17 protein-coding genes and 1 tRNA gene are annotated in these 20,393 nt (G+C 72.2%); 8 read left to right on the top strand and 10 right to left on the bottom strand.

From position 1 onward, the window contains the following. Nucleotides 1–12: 12 nt before the first annotated feature. From ACIHFE_RS13565 to hutU, 3 genes are all read right to left on the bottom strand, one after another. Complete coding sequence (locus ACIHFE_RS13565) at nt 13–1,368, bottom strand: formimidoylglutamate deiminase (protein WP_400106078.1); 1,356 nt, start codon at nt 1,366–1,368, stop codon at nt 13–15. After that, on the bottom strand, nt 1,365–2,552 hold the full coding sequence (locus tag ACIHFE_RS13560; protein ID WP_400106077.1) for an allantoate amidohydrolase: 1,188 nt from the start codon (nt 2,550–2,552) through the stop codon (nt 1,365–1,367). Before ACIHFE_RS13560 ends, ACIHFE_RS13565 begins: the two co-directional genes overlap by 4 nt. Before the next feature lie 104 nt (nt 2,553–2,656). Next, nucleotides 2,657–4,315, bottom strand: coding sequence for a urocanate hydratase (gene hutU / locus ACIHFE_RS13555; protein WP_400106007.1), 1,659 nt, complete (start codon nt 4,313–4,315; stop codon nt 2,657–2,659). A 156-nt stretch (nt 4,316–4,471) separates the two neighbouring features. Here hutU and ACIHFE_RS13550 point away from each other — a divergent pair, with 156 nt between their 5' ends. Next, nucleotides 4,472–5,833, top strand: coding sequence for a diaminopimelate decarboxylase (locus tag ACIHFE_RS13550; protein ID WP_400106006.1), 1,362 nt, complete (start codon nt 4,472–4,474; stop codon nt 5,831–5,833). Here the strand turns inward: ACIHFE_RS13550 and ACIHFE_RS13545 are convergent. The 3 genes from ACIHFE_RS13545 to ACIHFE_RS13535 form a co-directional block, all read right to left on the bottom strand. Further along, complete coding sequence (locus tag ACIHFE_RS13545) at nt 5,817–6,419, bottom strand: hypothetical protein (RefSeq protein WP_400106005.1); 603 nt, start codon at nt 6,417–6,419, stop codon at nt 5,817–5,819. The genes ACIHFE_RS13550 and ACIHFE_RS13545 overlap by 17 nt on opposite strands. A 92-nt stretch (nt 6,420–6,511) precedes the next feature. After that, the gene (locus ACIHFE_RS13540; protein ID WP_400106004.1) at nt 6,512–7,366 is read right to left on the bottom strand and encodes a MurR/RpiR family transcriptional regulator; all 855 of its coding nucleotides are present in this window, start codon (nt 7,364–7,366) and stop codon (nt 6,512–6,514) included. Nucleotides 7,367–7,497: 131 nt separating this feature from the next. Beyond that, nucleotides 7,498–8,859: an acyl-CoA synthetase gene (locus ACIHFE_RS13535; protein WP_400106003.1), complete on the bottom strand. Its 1,362-nt coding sequence runs from the start codon at nt 8,857–8,859 to the stop codon at nt 7,498–7,500. Nucleotides 8,860–8,929: 70 nt separating this feature from the next. On the opposite strand from ACIHFE_RS13535, the gene ACIHFE_RS13530 reads away from it, so the two are divergent. Then, nucleotides 8,930–9,325, top strand: a complete 396-nt coding sequence (locus tag ACIHFE_RS13530; protein ID WP_400106002.1) for a hypothetical protein — start codon at nt 8,930–8,932, stop codon at nt 9,323–9,325. A gap of 327 nt (nt 9,326–9,652) precedes the next feature. Here the strand turns inward: ACIHFE_RS13530 and ACIHFE_RS13525 are convergent, their stop codons facing one another. After that, nucleotides 9,653–11,047 carry a cystathionine beta-synthase gene (locus ACIHFE_RS13525; protein ID WP_400106001.1) on the bottom strand — a complete coding sequence of 465 codons (1,395 nt, stop codon included), beginning with the start codon at nt 11,045–11,047 and terminating at the stop codon, nt 9,653–9,655. A 207-nt stretch (nt 11,048–11,254) separates the two neighbouring features. Between ACIHFE_RS13525 and ACIHFE_RS13520 the strand changes: the two genes are divergently transcribed. The 3 genes from ACIHFE_RS13520 (at nt 11,255) to ACIHFE_RS13510 (ending at nt 14,672) form a co-directional block, all read left to right on the top strand. Continuing rightward, on the top strand, nt 11,255–12,292 hold the full coding sequence (locus tag ACIHFE_RS13520; RefSeq protein WP_400106000.1) for an SGNH/GDSL hydrolase family protein: 1,038 nt from the start codon (nt 11,255–11,257) through the stop codon (nt 12,290–12,292). A gap of 118 nt (nt 12,293–12,410) precedes the next feature. Then, nucleotides 12,411–13,631 carry an acetyl-CoA C-acetyltransferase gene (locus ACIHFE_RS13515; RefSeq protein WP_400105999.1) on the top strand — a complete coding sequence of 407 codons (1,221 nt, stop codon included), beginning with the start codon at nt 12,411–12,413 and terminating at the stop codon, nt 13,629–13,631. A gap of 276 nt (nt 13,632–13,907) precedes the next feature. Continuing rightward, complete coding sequence (locus ACIHFE_RS13510) at nt 13,908–14,672, top strand: hypothetical protein (protein WP_400105998.1); 765 nt, start codon at nt 13,908–13,910, stop codon at nt 14,670–14,672. An 83-nt stretch (nt 14,673–14,755) separates the two neighbouring features. Here ACIHFE_RS13510 and ACIHFE_RS13505 read toward each other — a convergent pair whose 3' ends face one another. Then, nucleotides 14,756–15,085, bottom strand: a complete 330-nt coding sequence (locus tag ACIHFE_RS13505) for a hypothetical protein (protein ID WP_400105997.1) — start codon at nt 15,083–15,085, stop codon at nt 14,756–14,758. A gap of 99 nt (nt 15,086–15,184) precedes the next feature. Between ACIHFE_RS13505 and ACIHFE_RS13500 the strand changes: the two genes are divergently transcribed. Beyond that, nucleotides 15,185–15,415, top strand: coding sequence for a DUF4287 domain-containing protein (locus ACIHFE_RS13500; protein WP_400105996.1), 231 nt, complete (start codon nt 15,185–15,187; stop codon nt 15,413–15,415). Nucleotides 15,416–15,507: 92 nt separating this feature from the next. Here the strand turns inward: ACIHFE_RS13500 and ACIHFE_RS13495 are convergent, their stop codons facing one another. Both ACIHFE_RS13495 and ACIHFE_RS13490 read right to left on the bottom strand, forming a co-directional pair. Continuing rightward, on the bottom strand, nt 15,508–16,353 hold the full coding sequence (locus ACIHFE_RS13495) for a Bax inhibitor-1/YccA family protein (protein ID WP_400105995.1): 846 nt from the start codon (nt 16,351–16,353) through the stop codon (nt 15,508–15,510). 195 nt (nt 16,354–16,548) lie between these two features. Beyond that, nucleotides 16,549–16,631 (bottom strand) — tRNA-Leu (locus tag ACIHFE_RS13490). 396 nt (nt 16,632–17,027) lie between these two features. Between ACIHFE_RS13490 and ACIHFE_RS13485 the strand changes: the two genes are divergently transcribed. Both ACIHFE_RS13485 and ACIHFE_RS13480 read left to right on the top strand, forming a co-directional pair. Then, nucleotides 17,028–17,810: an ABC transporter ATP-binding protein gene (locus ACIHFE_RS13485; RefSeq protein ID WP_400105994.1), complete on the top strand. Its 783-nt coding sequence runs from the start codon at nt 17,028–17,030 to the stop codon at nt 17,808–17,810. Between the two features lie 38 nt (nt 17,811–17,848). Further along, entirely contained in the window at nt 17,849–20,374 is a 2,526-nt protein-coding gene (locus ACIHFE_RS13480) for an ABC transporter permease (RefSeq protein ID WP_400105993.1), read from the top strand. The last annotated feature ends 19 nt before the right edge of the window (nt 20,375–20,393 follow it).

Raw genomic sequence — 20,393 nt, 5'->3', positions numbered from 1 at the left:
CTTCCTTCGGGGTCAGCCGCTCAGTGCGGCGATGGACTCGGCCAGGACCCTGGGCACTTCGGGTACCAGCTGGTGCACCCCGTCCCGCACGATATGCCGGCCGCCGACGACGGTATCCCGGACGTCCGCGCCGGTCGCCGCGAATACGGCCGTTTCCAGGGCGAGTCCGGGCGGTGCGCCGGCGGTGCGGGCCGAGTCCAGGGTGATCGCCGCGAGGTCGGCGGGCGCGCCCGGCTCGATGCGGCCCGCCTCGTCCCAGCCGAGGGCCGCATGGCCGTCGGCGGTGGCGGCACGCAGCAGCTGGGCCGTGGTCCAGTTGCCCCGTACATGACTGCGCAGCCGCTCGTTCAGCTCCATGGCGCGTGTCTCTTCGAGGATGTCGATGACGGCGTGGCTGTCGCTGCCGAGGGAGAGCGGGGAGCCCGCGTGCTGGAGTGCCCGGGCCGGTCCGATGCCGTCGGCCAGGTCCCGCTCGGTGGTGGGGCACATGCACACCCCGGTGGCCGAGCCGCCCAGCAGCCGGATGTCCCCGGGGGTGAGGTGGGTGGCGTGTACGGCCGTGGTGCGCGGGCCGAGCACACCGTGCCGGGCGAGCAGCGCGGCGGGGGTGAAGCCATGGGCTTCGACGCAGGCGTCGTTCTCGGCCGTCTGCTCGGAGAGGTGGACATGCAGCGGGGCGTCGCGCTCCTGTGCCCACCCGGCGACGGTCGCCAACTGGTCGGCGGGCACGGCCCGTACGGAGTGCACGGCCGCGCCGATGCGGGTGTTGGCGTCGCTCTTGAGGCCGGCCGCGCGCTGTGCCCACTGCTCGGCGGTGCCGTCGCTGAAGCGGAGCTGGTGCCGGCTGGGGCCGGCGCCGAAACCGGAGGAGAGATAGCAGGTGTCGAGCAGGGTGATGCGGATGCCGGCCTCGGCGGCGGCCGCGATCAGGGCCTCGCCCATGGCGTTGGGGTTGGCGTAGGGGGTGCCGCCGGGGGCGTGGTGCAGATAGTGGAACTCGCCGACGCAGGTGATGCCGGCGAGCGCCATCTCGGCGTAGGTCGCGCGAGCGAGGGCGAAGTAGCTGTCGGGGGTGAGCCGTTCGGCGACCCCGTACATGACCTTGCGCCAGGTCCAGAAGGAGTCCGGGGCCCCGGTGCCCAGGCCGGCCTGGACAACGCCACGCAGGGCCCGGTGGAAGGCATGCGAGTGGGCGTTGGCCAGGCCCGGCACGGTCAGCCCCCGGAGGGTGACACTGCCCGTTGGCGGGGTGGTGACCCCCTCGCGTACGGCGGTGATCCGGCCGTCCGCGCCGGTCTCGATGACCACGCCGGTCACCACTCCGGAGGCGAGCAGGGCGCGCTCCGCCCAATAGGTCTGTACCGTCAGCGACACGCGAGGCCCTCCAGTACGTCGGCGAGTGCGGTCACCCCGGCCAGGCAGTCGTCCTCGGTGGCCGCTTCGGCGGGCGAGTGGGAGATGCCGGTGGGGTTGCGGACGAACAGCATGGCAGTGGGGATCACTCCGGACAGGATTCCGGCGTCATGCCCGGCGCCGGTGGGCAGCACGGGTACCCCGCCGAGCAGTCCGGCCAGTTGGTCGCGCAGGTCGTGGGCGAACTCCACCACGGGGGTGAAGGACTCCCGGGTGACGGCCACCCGCACCCCGTCCCGGGCGCCGCGTTCGCTCGCGGCGCGCTCGATCTCGCCGACGACCTCGGCCAGGGTGGCCTCGTCGGCGGCGCGCGAGTCCAGCCAGGCGCGGACCAGGGAGGCGATGGCGTTGACCCCGTTGGGTTCCACGGCGACCTTGCCGAAGGTGGCCAGCGCTCCGGCCAGACGGGCCTTCTTACGGGCGGCCAGCACGGTGTTGGCGTAGGTGAGCATCGGGTCGCGGCGGTCCTCGATGCGGGTGGTGCCGGCGTGGTTGGCCTCACCGTGGAAGTCGAACCGCCAGCGGCCGTGCGGCCAGATCGCGGAGGCGACGCCCACCGGGTGGGGTGTCTCGGCGAGGGCGCGGCCCTGTTCCACATGGAGTTCCACGAAGGCGCCGATGCGGGCGAGGCGTTCGGGGTCGGCGCCGATGGCCTCCGGGTCATGGCCGGCGCGCTCCATCGCCTGCGGCAGGGTGGTGCCGTCGGCGTCACGCAGCCGGTGCGCGGCCTCGACGGTCAGCTGTCCGGCGGTCAGCCGGGAGCCGACGCAGGCGAGGCCGAAGCGGGCGCCTTCCTCGTCGCCGAAGTTGACGATGGCCAGGGGGCGGGTCGGTTGGGCGCCGCGAGCCCGCAGTTCGTCCAGGGCGGCGAAGGAGGAGACCACGCCGAGCGGGCCGTCGAAAGCGCCGCCGTCCGGGACGGAATCCAGGTGGGATCCGGTCACCACGGCGTCCCCGGTGGTGGGGTCGCCCTGCCAGGCCCACTGGTTGCCGTTCCGGTCCACCTCGTAGGTCAGCCCGCGGGACTGGGCCTGTGCCTTGAACCACTCACGGCAGTCGGCGTCGGCGCCGGTCCACGCGAAGCGCTGGTATCCCCCGCTCTCGGGGTCGCGCCCGATGGGGCGCAGGTCCTTCCACATCTCGTGGAAGGACGAGGTTGTGGGCAGTCGTTCCGCATGTGCGGCCCGGTGGTCGGGGTGCGCCCACCCGTGCCGCCCTGCGGCACGATGGCCCGCACCCGGGTTCACGACCCCTCCCGCATCGGGATGCGGACCTCGCGCTCCGCGGCCACCGACTCCGCGATGTCGTACCCGGCATCCACATGCCGGATGACCCCCATCCCGGGATCATTGGTCAGCACCCGGCGGATCTTCTCGCCCGCCAGCGCCGTGCCATCGGCGACCGTCACCTGGCCCGCGTGGATGGAGCGCCCCATGCCCACGCCGCCCCCATGGTGCAGGGAGACCCATGACGCGCCCGAGGCCACATTGACCATGGCGTTGAGCAGCGGCCAGTCCGCGATCGCGTCGGAGCCGTCGAGCATCGCCTCGGTCTCCCGGTAGGGGGAGGCGACGGAGCCGCAGTCGAGGTGGTCGCGGCCGATGACCACGGGCGCGGACAACTCCCCGGACGCCACCATGTCGTTGAACCGCTCGCCCGCCCGGTCACGCTCGCCGTAGCCGAGCCAGCAGATGCGGGCCGGCAGGCCCTGGAAGTGGACCCGCTCGCCGGCCAGCTTGATCCAGCGGGCCAGGGACTCGTTCTCCGGGAAGAGGTCGAGGATGGCCCGGTCGGTGGCCGCGATATCGGCCGGGTCACCGGACAGCGCGGCCCAGCGGAAGGGGCCCTTGCCCTCGCAGAACAGTGGGCGGATATAGGCGGGTACAAAGCCGGGGAAGGCGAAGGCCCGCTCGTATCCGGCCAGTTGGGCCTCGCCCCGGATGGAGTTGCCGTAGTCGAAGACCTCCGCTCCCGCGTCCTGGAAGCCGACCATGGCCTCCACATGCCGGGCCATGGACTCGCGCGCCCGGCTGGTGAAGTCGGCGGGCTTCTCGGCCGCGTAGGAGGCCATCTCGTCGAAGTCGATGCCCAGCGGGAGGTAGGACAGCGGGTCGTGGGCGCTGGTCTGGTCCGTGACGATGTCGATGGGCGCGTTCATCGCCAGCAGCTGCGGGACCAGTTCGGCCGCGTTGCCGAGGACGCCGATGGACAGCGGGCGGCGCGCGTCCCGTGCCTGGACCGCCAGTTGGAGCGCGTGGTCGAGGGAGTCGGCCTTCACATCCAGGTAGCGGTGCTCGATGCGGCGCTCGATGGCGCGCGGGTCGCAGTCGATGCAGATGGCCACGCCGTCGTTCATGGTGACGGCCAGCGGCTGGGCGCCGCCCATGCCGCCGAGCCCGGCGGTGAGGGTGATGGTCCCGGCCAGCGAGCCCCCGAACCGCTTGGCGGCCACGGCCGCGAAGGTCTCATAGGTGCCCTGGAGGATGCCCTGGGTTCCGATGTAGATCCAGGAACCGGCCGTCATCTGGCCGTACATGGTCAGGCCCAGGGCCTCCAGGCGGCGGAACTCCTCCCAGTTGGCCCAGTCGCCGACCAGGTTGGAGTTGGCGATCAGGACCCGGGGCGCCCACTCATGGGTCTGCATCACACCCACCGGGCGGCCCGACTGGACCAGCATGGTCTCGTCCTGCTTGAGGGTGCGCAGGGTGCGGACCATGGCGTCGAAGGACCGCCAGTCGCGGGCGGCCTTGCCGGTGCCGCCATAGACCACCAGCTTGTCCGGGTGCTCCGCGACCTCCGGGTCCAGGTTGTTCTGCAGCATGCGCAGCGCGGCTTCCTGCTGCCAGCCGAGGGCGCTGAGTTCGCTGCCCCGGGGGGCTCGTACGGGTCGCGGTCCTGACATGCGGATGCCTCCGGCGGTGCGCGCTGAATGGGCGGCTGTCTGAATGGGCGGCTATGAATGGGCCACTACACATCTTGGGCCGGTGAATAGAGCTAGTCAACAGCAAGAGCCCGCCATCCCGTAGCGGTACCACCCCGCCGGTGCTGAAGTAGGGACATGGGCAGCAGTGGCGTACGGGTTTCCCGCTGGGACGCGGCCGTCCGGGCGGCCGTCGGTCAGGGCCTGGTCAGCGCGGACCGGCCGGTGGCCGGGCTGCTGGATGTGGCCGGGATCCGGGCCGCCGCCGGGGCGCTGCGGGCCGCGTTCGCCGAGGTGGGCGCGGACGGCACCGAGGTGCTGCACGCCTTCGCGGTGAAGGCGGCGTCCCTGGTGCCGGTGCTGCGGCTGCTCGCCGACGAGGGACTGGGCTGTGAGGTGGCCAGCCCGGGTGAGCTGGCGCTGGCCCGGGCCGCCGGGGTGGAACCGGCCCGCATCGTGCTGGACTCGCCCGCCAAGACGGAGCGGGAGCTGCGGGAGGCGCTGGCACTGGGCGTCGCCGTCAATGCCGACAGCCGGGCGGAGCTGGCCCGGCTGGACGCACTGGCGGGCCGGCACCGGCACCCGGCCTCCTCGCTGGGGGTGCGGGTCAACCCGCAGATCGGCGGCGGCAGCATCGGCGCGCTGAGCACCGCCACCGAGACCTCCAAGTTCGGGGTGGCGCTGCGCGACAAGGGGGCCAGGGCCTGGCTGGTCGGGGCCTTCCTGGAGCGTCCCTGGCTGACCCGGCTGCACGCCCATGTGGGCTCCCAGGGCTGCCCGCTGGAGCTGCTGGCCGAGGGGGTGCGGATCACCTATGAACTGGCCGAGGAGATCAATGAGCTGGCGGGCCGGCAGCAGGTGGACACGGTGGACATCGGCGGCGGGCTGCCGGTGAACTTCGCCTCCGACGACATCACCCCCAGCTACCACGACTACGCCCGGTTGCTGGCGGCCACCGTGCCGGGACTGTTCGACGGGCGTTACCGCCTGGTCACCGAGTTCGGCCGGTCGCTGCTGGCCAAGAGCGGGGCGGTGCTGGCCAGGGTGGAGTACGCCAAGACGGCCGGCGGGCGCCGGATCGCGGTGACGCACGCGGGTGCCCAGATCGCCACCCGCACCGTCTTCGCGCCCGGCTCCTGGCCGCTGCGGGTGGCGGCCTATGACGCCCAGGGCCGGCCCAAGCGGGGCGAGCCGGTGGCCCAGGATGTGGCCGGGCCCTGCTGCTTCGCCGGCGACCTGGTGGCGGTGGACCGGGTGCTGCCGCCGCTGACGGCGGGCGACCATGTGGTGCTGCCGGACACCGGTGCCTACTACTTCTCCAACCACTTCGCCTACAACTCGCTTCCCCGGCCCGGGATTTACGGCTGGGCGGCGGACGGGCCGGGCGAGTCCGGCGAGGGGGACGTGCGCTTCGCCGAGGTGCGCACGCCCCAGACGATGGACGAACTGGTCGCCGAGAGCGGCGGCGGACGGGCGGGAGCGCTCAGCGCGCTGCGCTGACCGCCGTCCGGGACGGGGTCCGGCCGGCCCGGCGCCGGGCCCCGCCCGGCGCGGCATCGCCCGCGGCCGGCCCGGTGGTCAGATAGCCGGGCACCGCCTTGCCTGCCGGGCTGCCCTGCGCCCAGTCGGTACGTACCCACAGCAGGGCACCCCGGCGGCGCTCCAGGCCGCCCAGCCAGCGGGCCTTGGCCCACAGTCCCGCGCCCAGCCCGGCCAGCGCCAGGCCGCCCGCGGCCGGCAGCGCGAAGGAGGAGCCGGCGGCGGCCGCGAAGGCGGCCAGCAGCCACCAGCGCCGGCCGCGCCGCCAGTTGCGCAGCGTGACGGCCCGGTCCTGGAGGAAGGCCGAACGACTGGCGCGGTCGGCCGCCTCCGCCAGGGCGGTGTAGCGGCCGCGCCGGGCCAGGAAGGCCCCCGCCGCGGTCAGTATGAAAATCGCCGCCCCGGCCGGCAGGCCGATCCGGCGGCCGGTGAGCCCCGGCTCCAGCGCTCCCACGCCCGCGGCCAGCAGGCCGGACCACCACAACACCCGGGCCGGCGCCCGGACGATCACCGCGACCCGGGCCAGTGCGTATGTTCCTTGTCCCACCTCGCACCTCCTGATGTCCTCATCCGGTGGACTGCGGGAGGCAGGTTAGTGACTTTTTCTGAGGAGGTCCTGAGAACGGCGCGTCCGGGGGCTCACTCCATGAACAGTCCACGGGCCACCGCCCGGGCGTCGAATTCCTCCAGATGGGCCTGGGCGTCCGGCAGCGCGTCGCACATGGCCTCCAGCAGCACCCGGCCCAGCATCATCGGCGCACAGGCGGTGTCAAAGGCCAGCGCGGTGCCCACCGCGGCGGGCAGCAGCAGGTCGCTGTGCGCGGCCACCGGGGCGAAGGCGGAGTCGGCGACGGTGACCACGGTCAGACCGGCGGCCCTGGCATAGGCCAGGGCCTCCACCACCTCGCGCGGATGGCGGGGCAGCGCGAAGCACAGCAGGGCGCTCGCCCCGGCCCGTACCGCCGCGTCCACCCTGTCCGCCAGCAGGCTGCCGCCCTCGTCCAGCAGCCGGACATCGGGGTGCACCTTGCGGGCGAAGTAGGCGAAGCCGGCGGCCTGCGCGGTGGCGGCCCGCAGCCCCAGCACCGGCAGCGGACGGGAGGCGGCCAGCAGCCGCCCGGCCCGGGTGAGCGGGGCCGGGTCGGCCAGCAGCGCGGCCAGCTGCCGCAGGTTGTCGATCTCGCTCAGCACCGCCTGCTGGTACTCGTTCTCCGAGGACTCCTCGGCCGGCCCCGGCCCGGCCGGTGCCACCTCGCGCAGCCGGCGGCGCAGCGCCGGGTAGCCATCGAAGCCCAGGGCGACCGCGAACCGGGTCACCGAGGGCTGGCTGACCCCGGCCAGTTCGGCCAGTTCCACGCTGGAGAGGAAGGGCGCGTCGGCGGCCCGGCGCACCATGCAGTGCGCGATCCGGCGCTGGGTGGGCGTCAGCCGGTGCCCCTCGAAGAGCTTCTGCAGTCGCGCGGTGGCGTCCGCCTCGCCGCCGGTCTCGCTCATCGCCCCTCCTGGGTCATTCATCGATATCTATGCGCGCATAAAATTATGCAGTGCCCCGTAAGAGGCGCGGGGAACTGCGCGACCAGCCACAGACGGCCCGCAGCCGCATCACCCCCATTCCCAGCGGAGCGCTACGCCTCCGGCAGCAGCTTCTTCTGCGGCTTCCCCATCGCATTACGCGGCAGCGCCGCCAGGAACCGCACCCGGCGCGGCCGTTTGTGCCGGGAGAGGTGCCCGGCGACAAAGTCGATCAGCTCCTGTTCGCCCACACCCTCGGCCACCACATAGGCGACGATCTCCTGGCCGAGGTCCTCGTGCGGCACCCCGATCACCGCCGCCTCACGCACCGCCGGGTGGTCCAGCAGCGCGTTCTCCACCTCGCCGGCGCCGATGCGATAGCCCCCGGACTTGATCAGGTCAGTGGAGGCCCGGCCGACGATCCGGTGGGTTCCGTCCTCCTCGACCGCCGCGATGTCCCCGGTGCGGAACCAGCCGTCGGCGGTGTACGCGGCGGCGGTGGCCTCCGGCCGGCCCAGGTAGCCGGCGAACAGGGTGGGGCCGGACACCTCCAACTCCCCGATGCCGCCCTCCTCCTGGGCCACCAGCCGGGTGCGCACCCCGGGCAGCGGCAGGCCGACGGTGCCCGGGCGCCGCTCGCCGGCCACCCGGGCGGCCAGGGTGATCAGCGTCTCGGTCATGCCATAGCGCTCCACGGGCCCCTGTCCGGCCAGCGCCCGCAGGTCCCGGAAGACCGGGGCGGGCAGCGCGGCGCTGCCCGAGACCAGCAGCCGGGCGCCGCTCAGCGCCCGGGCGGCGGAGGGCTCCCGGGCGATCCGCGACCAGACGGTGGGCACCCCGAAGTAGAGGGTGCCGCCCGCCGCCGCGTACGCCTCGGGGGTCGGCCGCCCGGTGTGCACCAGGCGGGAGCCGGTGCGCAGCGCGCCCAGCACACCCAGCACCAGGCCATGCACATGGAACAGCGGCAGGCCGTGCACCAGGGTGTCCTCGGCGGTCCACTGCCAGGCCTCGGCCAGGCCGTCCAGTCCGGCGGCGATCGCCCGGTGGGTGATCAGCGCGCCCTTGGGGGCGCCGGTGGTGCCGGAGGTGTAGAGGATCAGCGCCACCTCCTCGGGCGCGGGCTCCGGGCCCCGGTGGTCGGCGCGTTCGCCCAGGTCCACCGGGATGCCCTCGCCGCCCAGCAGCAGTTCGGCGCCGGAGTCCCGCAGGATGTGCTCGCGTTCGGCGGGGCCCGCGTCCGGGGGCAGCGGCACCACCGGAACGCCCGCCAGCAGCCCGCCCAGCACGGCGACGACCGTGGCCAGAGTGGGTTCGGCGTGCACCGCCACCGAGGCCGCGCCGCCGATCCGGCGGGCCACCGCGCCGGCCGCGCCCAGCAGTTCCGCCCGGCCGCACGGCCGTCCGGCGATGACCAGGGCGTCGGGCCGGTCGGCGGCACCGGGGGCGGTGAGGGACGACAGCAGGGTTGCGGTCACAACGGCTCCTTCCCGATACGGGGGCTGGCCCCAGCGACGCCGGGGCTGGGGCGACCGTACCGTTGACGGCATGACGGCCCATGACCAAGACCTCAAGAAGGACCTCGACGCGACCCTGCAGACCCGCAAGGAGCTGGGGCCGGAGTACGAGGACGAGCTGATCGAGTCCTTCGCGGAGAAGCTCGACGCCACCGTGGAGCGCCGGGTGCGACGCCAGCTGGCCGAGCGGCAGATGGCCGAGGCCCGGGGTGAACTCCCGCAGGCGCCCTCGGAGTTCGGCACCTTCGGCGAGCGCTTCGGCTTCGCCACGGTGACCCTGGTGCTGGCGATCCCGCTGTCCGCGATCGGAGTGACCCAGGCGCATCTGCCCGGCCTGCTGGTGACCTGGGCGGGCATCGTGGGCGTCAACCTGGTCCAGGCATCGGGGCATCTGCCCTGGCAGCGGCGCAAATCCCGCGAGGAGTGACGCGCCCGTAAGGGGCGCGGGACGGCTACCCGATGCCGCTCCGCCGCGTGGGCGCGACCAGCCCACGACAGCCCGCAGCAGAAACACCCGCAACACGACCACTTGGGCCGGACAGGGCCGCCGCACCCCGGCCGGAGCCGGGGTCGGGACGGCGGCGGACCCCACCAGGGGTACGGACCGAAGATCCGTACCCCGACGACCGGGAGCCGGGAGCCGCTCCGGCGCTCCGGCCGTCACACAACTCCACTATGCCGGGCCCGCGTTAAATCCGTGCTGCCGCCAGGTGACGCATACGAACCCCTGACGGCACCACAGTTGAGCGGACCGTCACTTGGCGGCGCCGTTGCCCTCGGCCAGGAAGGCCAGCAGGTCCTGACGGCTCACCACACCCGACGGCTTGCCCTCCACCAGCACGATGGCGGCGTCCGCCTGGCCGAGCACGGCCATCAGGTCGGCCACCGGCTCACCGGAGCCGACCTGCGGCAGCGGCTCGCTCATGTGCTTCTCCAGCGGGTCGGTGAGCGAGGCCCGCTTGTTGAACAGCGCATCCAGCAGCTCGCGTTCGACCACCGAGCCGATCACCTCGGCCGCCATCACATCGGGGTGCCCGGCGCCGGGCTTGACGATCGGCATCTGGGAGACGCCGTACTCGCGCAGCACCTCGATGGCCTCGCCGACCGTCTCCTCCGGGTGCATATGCACCAGCGAGGGCAGGGCGCCCTCCTTGCGGCGCAGCACATCGGCGACCCGCGCGGTCTCCGGACCCTCCTCCAGGAAGCCGTAGTCCGCCATCCACTCATCGTTGAAGATCTTGCTCAGGTAGCCACGGCCGCTGTCCGGGAGCAGCACCACCACCACGTCGTCCGGCCCCAGCCGCTCGGCGACCCGCAGCGCGGCCACCACGGCCATCCCGCAGGAGCCGCCCACCAGCAGGCCCTCCTCCTTGGCCAGGCGGCGGGTCATCTGGAAGGCGTCCTTGTCGGAGACCGCGACGATCTCGTCGGCCACCGACCGGTCGTAGGCGGTGGGCCAGAAGTCCTCACCGACGCCCTCGATCAGGTACGGCCGGCCGGAACCGCCGCTGTACACCGAGCCCTCGGGGTCGGCGCCGACGACCTGCACCCGGCCCTCGCTGGCCTCCTTGAGGTAGCGGCCGGTGCCGCTGATGGTGCCGCCGGTGCCCACGCCCGCCACAAAGTGGGTGATCTTCCCGTCGGTCTGCTCCCACAGCTCCGGGCCGGTGGACTCGTAGTGGGACAGCGGGTTGTTGGGGTTGCTGTACTGGTCCGGCTTCCAGGCGTTGGGCGTCTCACGCACCAGGCGGTCGGAGACGTTGTAGTACGAGTCCGGGTGCTCGGGGTCGACCGCGGTGGGGCAGACCACCACCTCGGCGCCATAGGCCCGCAGCACGTTGATCTTGTCGGTGGAGACCTTGTCCGGGCAGACGAAGATGCACTTGTAGCCCTTCTGCTGGGCCACGATCGCCAGCCCCACACCGGTGTTGCCGGAGGTGGGTTCGACGATGGTGCCGCCGGGCTTGAGTTCGCCGGACTTCTCGGCGGCCTCGATCATCCGCAGGGCGATCCGGTCCTTCACGGACCCGCCGGGATTGAAGTACTCGACCTTGGCAAGGACGGTGGCCGAAATGCCGTCGGTCACGTTGTTGAGCTTCACCAGCGGGGTGTTGCCAACGAGCTCAATCATCGAATCGTGATACTGCACGGTGATCTCCGCGGTCGGGGGCACTAGCGGTCGTCGCGTGCCCGTACGCCCAGCCTATTGCGCGTCCGACTGCACTAGCGGCGCGTTGCAGGGACCGGCCGCCGGGGCAACCTGCTGTTAGCGCGGCCGCGCAAGGGCGGGCGGCGATCGTGAAGCTTTGATGAACCCTTTGTGAAGCGGGTTTCCCGCGGCGAGGAGGGCCTGCCGATGTCCAAGGCGAGGGCGAGGGCCGCACGCCGGATCGCGGCCGCTGCGGCGTACGGCGGCGGCGGGGTCGGCCTGCTGGGCGGGGCGGCGCTCGGGGTGCTGCTCACCGAGGTGGCACTGGCCAAACGGGTGGTCGGCGGCAACCATGACACCCCGCCGCACGCGGACGGCCGCTATGGCTCGTCCTTCGTCCACCAACTGGGCAGCCGGCCACTGGTGTTGGGCATGCTCGGCGACTCCACCGCGGCCGGCAAGGGCGTGCACCGGCCCCGCCAGACGCCCGGCGCGCTGCTCGCCTCGGGCCTGGCCGCGGTGGCCGAGCGGCCGGTGGAGCTGCGCAATGTGGCGCTGTCCGGGGCACAGTCGGACGACCTGGAGCGCCAGGTCACCCTGCTGCTGGCCGGCCCGGGCCGGCCGCCGGACGTCTGCGTGATCATGATCGGCGCCAATGACGTCACCCACCGGGTGCCGGCCGCCCGCTCGGTGCGGCTGCTGGGCGAGGCGGTGCGCAGACTGCGCGAGGCCGGCTGTGCGGTGGTGGTGGGCACCTGTCCGGACCTGGGCACCATCGAGCCGGTCTACCAGCCGCTGCGCTGGCTGGCCCGCCGGCTCAGCCGCCAGCTGGCGGCCGCGCAGACCCTGGGGGTGCTGGAGGCGGGCGGGCGCACCGTCTCGCTGGGCGACCTGCTGGGGCCGGAGTTCGCGGCCAATCCGCGCGAGCTGTTCGGGCCGGACAACTACCACCCCTCGGCGGAGGGTTACGCCACCGCCGCGATGGCCATGCTGCCCACCCTGTGCGCGGCGCTGGGGCTGTGGCCCGCGGAGGAGGAGCGGCCGGACCTCACCCGCCGCGAGGGCATCCTGCCGGTGGCCCGGGCCGCCGCCCAGGCGGCCGCCGAGGGCGGCACCGAGGTCACCGCGGCCCGGGGCCGCTGGGCGCTGCTCAAGCACCGCCGGCGGCGCCGGCTGCCCAGCCATGCGGAGGCCACGCCCCAGCCACTGCTGCGCCCGGCCGCCGCCGACGGCGAGGGACACTGAAAACCCGGGGCCGAACCCGGCTCGGACCTGAGTCCCGCATCACAGCGGAACCCTGGTGACCCCGGCCTTACGCACGGGTAACTTCACCCGGAGTCAGCCCGAGCCCACAGGAGCCGTGATGCCCGAAGCCGTGATCGTCTCTACCGCCCGCTCCCCCATCGGCCGCGCCTTCAAGGGCTCGCTGAAGGACCTGCGGCCGGACGACCTGACCGCCACCATCATCCAGGCCGCGCTCGCCAAGGTCCCGGAGCTGGACCCGCGCCAGATCGACGACCTGATGCTCGGCTGCGGCATGCCCGGCGGCGAGCAGGGCCACAACCTGGCCCGCATCGTGGCCGTGCAGATGGGCATGGACCACCTGCCCGCCACCACCATCACCCGCTACTGCGCCTCCTCGCTGCAGACCTCCCGGATGGCGCTGCACGCCATCAAGGCGGGCGAGGGCGATGTCTTCATCTCGGCCGGTGTGGAGATGGTCTCCCGCACGGTCAACGGCTCCTCGGACGGGCAGCCCGGCACCCACAACCCGCTGTTCGCCGAGGCCGAGGCGCGCACCGCCGCCCGCGCCGAGCGGGCCGGCGAGGGCTGGCAGGACCCGCGGGAGGACGGCCTGGTCCCGGACGCCTATATCGCCATGGGCCAGACCGCCGAGAACCTGGCCCGGCTCAAGGGCGTCACCCGCCAGGAGATGGACGAGTTCGGGGTCCGCTCGCAGAACCTGGCCGAGGAGGCCATCAAGAAGGGCTTCTGGGAGCGCGAGATCACCCCGGTCACCACCCCCGACGGCACGGTGGTGAGCAAGGACGACGGTCCGCGCGCCGGGGTGACCCTGGAGGGCGTGGCGGGGCTCAAGCCCGCCTTCCGCCCGGACGGCCTGGTGACGGCGGGCAACTGCTGCCCGCTGAACGACGGTGCCGCGGCCCTGGTGATCATGTCCGACACCAAGGCGCGGGAGCTGGGCCTGACCCCGCTGGCCCGGATCGTCTCCACCGGGGTCTCCGCGCTCTCCCCCGAGATCATGGGCTACGGCCCGGTGGAGGCCAGCCGCCAGGCGCTGGGGCGGGCCGGGCTGAGCATCGGCGACATCGACCTGGTGGAGATCAACGAGGCGTTCGCCGCCCAGGTCATCCCCTCCTACCGGGACCTGGGCATCGACCTGGACCGGCTGAACGTCAACGGTGGCGCCATCGCCGTCGGCCACCCCTTCGGCATGACCGGCGCCCGGATCACCGGCACCCTGATCAACTCGCTGCAGTTCCACGACAAGCAGTTCGGGCTGGAGACCATGTGCGTGGGCGGCGGCCAGGGCATGGCGATGGTCATCGAGCGGCTGAGCTGAGCGAGTCGTAAGGGCGGGGGCAAAGTCCTGGCGGCCAGGCCCCCGAAAAATGCCCCTGGCACCCGGCCCCGACCTTGCCCAACCGTGACCGAATCTCCCCCAGGATGTGACCAAGCTCCCGGGGGAGATTCGTTTCCCCAGGTCAGGTCGTTGAAGACGCAACCTCCGGGCCCTAAGTCCTGCCCGTTTGATGACCATTCGCACTGTGGCCCGGCAACGGGGCCCGTCAAGCTGAGGTAGGAATTCGGGGGATCCATCGCAACCGGGAGTACGTCAGTGAGCGCCATGTCTGTTGCCCTGCTGCTGGCCGCCACCACCGCCACCGCCGCGGGGGCCGCCGCCCTGTACGTCACCCGCGGGCTGCGCCGCCAGATCACCGCCCTGCGCGCCGACCTCGCCGCCCTCCACCCGCGCGAGCCGCGCACCGGTGGCGTGCCGGCCGCCCGCACCGCCCCGGTCGCCGAGATACGGGCGGCCGTCGCGGACGCGCTCGCCGAGGAGCGGGAGCGGGAACTGGCCGAGGCACGGGCGTTCTGGGCCGCCCAGGAGACCCGGGACCTGGCCGGCCCGACCGGGCTCGGCGGTCCCTTCGCCACCGGCGAGGAGCTCTACCTCCCCCGGCAGAGCGACTTCGCCGGGCTGGACCCGCTGTTCGCCCCCGAGCCGGAAGAGGACGCCGAGCTGGAGGCCGCCCGCCGCCGGCACCCTTCGCACCCGGACTTCACCCCCGTCACCGCCGTGGACGGCCATGAGCGCATCATCGAGCGGCTCACCGAGCTCGCCGACGCCCGGGTGCCGCTGGCCGACGTCCGGCCCGGACCGCTGGGCACCCTGGACGTCTATGTCTTCGCCGACGGCACCACCATCTGTATGACCCCGGGCCACCGGGAAACCGCCGAGAGCCTGGCCGAGTCCCTGCGCACCGGCGACGCACCGGTCCTGCTGGGCGGCTCCGGCGTGGTCGGCGCCTATGCGCTGACCTTCGGCTGCGCCACGGGGAATGTCTACGTCCTGGCGGACCGGGTGATCGCCTCGATCTAGGGTGCGGGCCGGTCCTGGCCGGCCGCGCCCACGCGGCGGAGCCGCATGACGTAACCGCCCCGCTGCCCCTGGCGGGGCGCCCGCTACAGCCCGCAGCGCCGGGCCGCGGCCTCCACCAGGGCCACCGCCTCGGCCACCCCGTCCCCGGCATCGGGACCCGCACCGGCCAGCGCCTGGGCCAAGTCATGACCGGCCACCGCCACTTGGTCGGCCACCGTGAACATCCCGGCCTCCGGCATCTCCCGGGGCGCCGCGCCCCCCGGCTCCTCGATCCGCTGCGCCCGTCTGGCCAACTCCCGCGCCAGTGCCAGCGCTTCCGCGGCCGCGCCACGGCTCAGGCGGGACTGGGGCAGGGCCCGCAGCCGGTCGGCGAAGGTGTCCACAGCGGTCAGCAGAGGCGTCACATCATCCACGCTCCGAGACTATGTGCCGTCCACCGACTGTTGCCAATGGCTGAACACTCAGGCACGGTGACATGAAGGACCATCATCCGACGCGTCCCGGAGGCGCCGATGTCCCACGTCATCTCCGACGAGACCCACCGGAACCTGCTCTCCCGAATCCCCCATTGCACCGGGCGTGAGATCGCCGACTGGCTGCGCACGGTCGACGAAGGCCCCGCACTCTCCCGGTTCGAGGAGAAGGTCAGCTGGCTGCGCGGAGAACACGGCCTGGCGTACGGCCACGCCAAGGCGATCGTCCATGAGTACGACCTACGACGGGCCGCCCGGAAGCTGGGCTAGTCGGCACGTTCCGGCAGACACCCCCAACAGGACAGGGCCCGGGAAGGCGGTCGCCTTCCCGGGCCCTGTCCTGTGCGGTGCCGTCGGCACCGTCAGTCGTTGCTGTTGAGAATCGCGATCAGCCGCAGCAGCTCGGTGTAGATCCACACCAGGGTCAGCGTCAGGCCGAACGCGGCCAGCCAGGACTCCTCGCGCGGAGCGCCGTAGCGGACGCCGTCCTCGATCTGCTTGAAGTCCAGCGCCAGGAACATGGCGCCGATCAGCACACCGGCGATGCCGACCAGGATGCCCAGGCCGCCGCTGCGGAAGCCCAGGCCGTCCCCGCCGCCGAACATGGCGAACAGGCCATTGGCCACCATCAGCAGCAGGAAGCCGATGCCGGCGCCCACCGCGAAGCGCTGGAAGCGGGCGTTCACCCGGACCAGGCGGGTCCGGTAGGCGATCAGCACACCGGCGAAGACGGCCATGGTGCCCAGCACCGCCTGCATGGGCGCACCCTTGCCGACCTGGTTGTACACCTGGCTGAGCACGCCGAGGAAGAGGCCCTCGCACAGCGCGTAGCCCAGGATCAGCGCCGGGGTGGGCCGGGCCTTGAAGCTCTGCACCAGGCCGAGCACCATCGCCACCAGGCCCGCGCCGAAGCCCACGCCGACCGGGAGCTTCAGCGCCCAGGCGGCGGCCGCCGCCAGGACCACCAGGCCCAGCGTGACAGCGGTGCGGCTGACGACGTCGTCGATGGTCATGGCCCCCGAGGCGGCGGGAGCCTGCGGCATACCGGGCGCGCCCTGCGCATAGGGGTTGGTGGGCTGCGCGTACGGGTTGTCCGCGTACGGGTTGCCGTAGGTCGCGGACCCGGACTGCGGCGCCGCGTTGAAGCCCGCGTAGCCGTTGCCGGGAGTGAACCCCCGTCGCGAGAAGACCGGGTTCCTGCTCTCCATTTCACTCCTCCATGGCCACCCTGCGCGGCCTTGCCGACCAGGGTAATAGGTAGGCAAAGGAAAGACTCTCGTGCTTAGGGACGATCTTTTGCCCGACTGCCCCCGACCGGACAAACGCAATCCCGCGCCGGTCGGTTCCGCAAGTGCGGCGGCGGGAGCGTCAGCGGGGTGTCAAGAACGCGGTGAGGCGGGGTGTGCCCGGAGCCGGACTCGAACCGGCACGGCCCGAAGGGCCAGCGAGGTTTAAGCTCGCCGTGTCTGCTTTCCACCATCCGGGCGGGCCCTCGGACCACACGAGCTGGGACGCGCGGGTCTCCCTCAAGGAGAGCGGGACGAGCCTATCCGGGGAGCGCCCCCCAAACAGCGGAACGCCGACCCGAGGTTGTCTTATTTTATTGGCAACTGAGGGTGTATCAAGGCTGAGCCGACGCCATTGGCACATGCCAACGGCCGATCCACGCCGCTCACCCCCTCACCCCCACAACCCCCCGGAATTGTCGCAATCTCGCCTGCGGCACCCCCGTGACCGCCGTCCTACCCAAGGATGACACCACCGCCCCGGCGTACCTCCGCAGGGTGTCCCCAGAACGGTAGCTGGGGCGGATCCGCTCCCGGTATCCGGGCGGGAGGATGGACCAGGTCCCCGATCCACCGTCCCGCAAGGAGAGTCCTCCGTGACCACCAGCCCCTTCGGCGCCCAGACCGCCGTACGCACCACCGCGCCGGCGGCCGTCGCCACGGATCTCACCAAGGTCTACGGACAGGGCGAGACCCAGGTGGTCGCCCTGGACGCGGTCTCGGTCGAGTTCCACCGCGCCGAGTTCACCGCCATCATGGGCCCCTCCGGCTCCGGCAAGTCCACCCTGATGCACTGCATGGCGGGCCTGGACTCGGTCTCCGGCGGCTCGGCCCGCATAGGCGATGTGGAGCTGACCTCGCTCAACGACAAGAAGCTCACCAAGCTCCGCCGGGACAAGATCGGGTTCATCTTCCAGGCGTTCAACCTGCTGCCCACCCTGAACGCCCTGGAGAACATCACCCTGCCGATGGACATCGCGGGCCGCAAGCCGGACGCCAAGTGGCTGGAGACGGTGGTGGAGACGGTGGGCCTGTCCGGGCGGCTGAAGCACCGGCCCAACCAGCTCTCCGGTGGTCAGCAGCAGCGCGTGGCGGTCGCCCGGGCGCTGGCCGGGCGCCCGGAGATCATGTTCGCCGACGAGCCGACGGGAAACCTGGACTCCCGCTCCGGCGCCGAGGTCCTGGGCTTCCTGCGCAACTCGGTGCGCGAACTGGGCCAGACCGTGGTGATGGTGACCCACGACCCGGTGGCCGCCTCCTACGCGGACCGGGTGGTCTTCCTCGCCGACGGCCGCATCGTGGACGAGATGCGCGAGCCCACCGCCGAGGCGGTGCTGGACCGGATGAAGCGCTTCGACGCCAAGGGCCGTACCAGCTGACCGTCTTAGCCGCCTCGACTTCCCAGGACTGAATCAAAGTGTTCCGTACCGCCTTGCGCAATGTGCTCGCGCACAAGGCCAGGCTGCTGATGACCGTCCTCGCCGTACTGCTCGGCGTGGCCTTTGTCTCCGGCACCCTGGTCTTCACCTCGACCGTCTCCGACGCCTACCAGAAGAGCTCCCAGAAGGGCTTCACCGGGATCGACGTCGCCATCTCGCCGCACCGGGCGAAGGGCGACGACCGGCAGCCCGGTGACGCGCCCAAGCTGAGCCAGGCCCTGCTCGACAAGGCCGCCAAGGTGCCCGGCGCCGCCGACGTCACCGGCTCCGTGCACGGCTTCGCCGGGATCGCCGACAAGGACGGCAAGCTGCTCGGCGAGGGCTTCAACTCCGCCGGCGCCAACTACTACCCGGGCAAGAACGGCCAGGACGCCCGCTACCCGATGAAGTCCGGGCGCGCCCCGCACGCCGCCGACGAGGTGGCCGTGGACCAGCGCACCGCCGACCGGGGCGGCTTCAAGGTCGGCGACACCATACGGATGTCCGTCACCGGCCCCGTCCTCAACCAGAAGCTCACCGGCATCTTCACCACCGACGACGGCAATGTGGCGGCCGGCGGCAGCCTGGCCCTGTTCGACACCCGCACCGCGCAGCAGCTCTACGCCAAGCCGGGTGAGTTCACCGAGATCGATGTGAAGGCCGCGCCCGGCACCTCCCAGGACGCGCTCAAGGACCGGCTGGACAAGATCCTGCCGCGTGACGCCAAGGCCACCACCGGCACCAAGCTGGCCCAGGACCAGGCCGACCAGATCGCCAAGGCGATGGACGGCATGAAGACCGCCATGCTGGTGTTCGCCGGCATCTCCCTCTTCGTCGGCATCTTCATCATCGCCAACACCTTCACCATGCTGATCGCCCAGCGCACCAAGGAACTGGCCCTGATGCGCGCGGTCGGCGCCAGCCGCCGCCAGGTCACCCGCTCGGTGCTGATCGAGGCCTTCGTGGTGGGCGCGGTGGCCGGTGTGGCCGGTCTGCTGGCCGGCATCGGCATCGGCGCGGGCCTGCGCTCCCTGCTGGGCAACACCGGCGCGGTGGTCCCGGACGGCCCGCTGGTGATCTCCCCCTCGACCGTGGCCACCTCGCTGGCCGTCGGCATTCTGGTGACCATGCTCGCCGCCTGGCTGCCCGGCCGCCGGGCCGCCAAGATCCCGCCGGTGGCCGCCATGAACAGCGTGCACGCGGTGGCCACCACCCGCTCGCTGGTGGTGCGCAACAGCATCGGCGGGGCGCTGGCCGCCGTCGGCGCCGCACTGACCATCGTCTCCACCAGCAAGGGCATGCTGGGCCTGGGCGCGGGCCTGCTGCTGATCGGCGTGTTCGTGCTCACCCCGCTGCTGTCCCGCCCGCTGATCGCCGCCGCCGCGCCGGTGCTGCGCATCTTCGGGATCTCCGGCAAGCTCGCCCGGCAGAACGCCGTGCGCAACCCGCGCCGTACCGCGGCCACCGCCTCGGCGCTGATGATCGGCCTGACCCTGATCACCGGTCTGACCGTGATCGCGGGCAGCGTGCAGAGCGCCATCGACAAGATGGCCACCGACGCCCTGCGGGCCGACTATGTGGTCTCCATGGCCGGCGAAGGCGGCGGCATGGGCCTGTCCCCCGAGGTGGGCAAGAAGCTGGCCGCGCTGCCCGAGGTCACCGCCAGCAGCCCGCTGCGCTCCACCGAGGCCCGGGTCGGCAGCGACCTGCACTCCCTCACCGGCGTCAACGGCGACAGCTTCACCAAGCTGACCAAGCTGCACTTCGTCTCCGGCTCCGACCAGCTCACCGGCCGGCAGGCGATCGTGGACGACCACACCGCCAAGGACTTCGGCTGGAAGCTGGGTTCCTCGGTGAACGTCACCTTCGAGGACGGCAAGCGGGACAAGCTCACCATCACCGGCCTCTTCGACGGCAACCGGATGATCCGCGGCATCATGGTGGACAACTCCGTGGTGACCCCGCATATGTCCGAGGTCCGCGATATGCAGGTGATGGTCAAGACCAAGTCCGGTACCAGCGAGGCCACCAAGCGCTCGCTGACCAAGGCACTGGGCGACAACCCGGCCATCCAGATCCAGGACAAGAACGACATCTCCAACGCCATCGCCCAGGGCATCAACCTGCTGCTGAATGTGCTCTACGCACTGCTGGCCATGGCCGTGATCGTCGCGGTGCTGGGCGTGGTCAACACCCTGGCCATGTCGGTCTTCGAACGCCAGCAGGAGATCGGCATGCTGCGCGCCATCGGCCTGGACCGCAAGGGCATCAAGCGGATGGTCCGCCTGGAGTCCCTGGTGATCTCGCTGTTCGGCGGGGTGCTGGGCATCGGCCTGGGCGTGTTCTTCGGCTGGGCCGCCGGTGAGCAGATCAAGAGCGGTCTGGCCACCTATGAACTGGTGCTGCCCTGGGGCCGGATGGGCTTCTTCCTGCTGATGGCCGCCGTGGTCGGCGTGCTGGCCGCGCTGTGGCCCGCCCGCCGCGCCGCCCGGATGAACATGCTCTCCGCCATCAAGGCGGACTGACCGCAGGCGCGTTGACGGG

Source organism: Streptomyces sp. NPDC052396 (genome assembly GCF_044593195.1).
Taxonomy (GTDB): Bacteria; Actinomycetota; Actinomycetes; order Streptomycetales; family Streptomycetaceae; genus Streptomyces.
The sequence above is the reverse complement of the archived record's forward strand: the minus strand, read 5'-3'. Positions and strand labels throughout refer to the sequence as shown.

Excerpts from the sequence above, each read along its gene's own strand:
- ACIHFE_RS13560 (WP_400106077.1), bottom strand. The coding sequence starts at position 2,552 with ATGTGGAAGGACCTGCGCCCCATCGGGCGCGACCCCGAGAGCGGGGGA.
- hutU (WP_400106007.1), bottom strand. The coding sequence starts at position 4,315 with ATGTCAGGACCGCGACCCGTACGAGCCCCCCGGGGCAGCGAACTCAGC.
- ACIHFE_RS13550 (WP_400106006.1), top strand. The coding sequence starts at position 4,472 with ATGGGCAGCAGTGGCGTACGGGTTTCCCGCTGGGACGCGGCCGTCCGG.
- ACIHFE_RS13540 (WP_400106004.1), bottom strand. The coding sequence starts at position 7,366 with ATGAGCGAGACCGGCGGCGAGGCGGACGCCACCGCGCGACTGCAGAAG.
- ACIHFE_RS13530 (WP_400106002.1), top strand. The coding sequence starts at position 8,930 with ATGACGGCCCATGACCAAGACCTCAAGAAGGACCTCGACGCGACCCTG.
- ACIHFE_RS13520 (WP_400106000.1), top strand. The coding sequence starts at position 11,255 with ATGTCCAAGGCGAGGGCGAGGGCCGCACGCCGGATCGCGGCCGCTGCG.
- ACIHFE_RS13515 (WP_400105999.1), top strand. The coding sequence starts at position 12,411 with ATGCCCGAAGCCGTGATCGTCTCTACCGCCCGCTCCCCCATCGGCCGC.
- ACIHFE_RS13500 (WP_400105996.1), top strand. The coding sequence starts at position 15,185 with ATGTCCCACGTCATCTCCGACGAGACCCACCGGAACCTGCTCTCCCGA.
- ACIHFE_RS13495 (WP_400105995.1), bottom strand. The coding sequence starts at position 16,353 with ATGGAGAGCAGGAACCCGGTCTTCTCGCGACGGGGGTTCACTCCCGGC.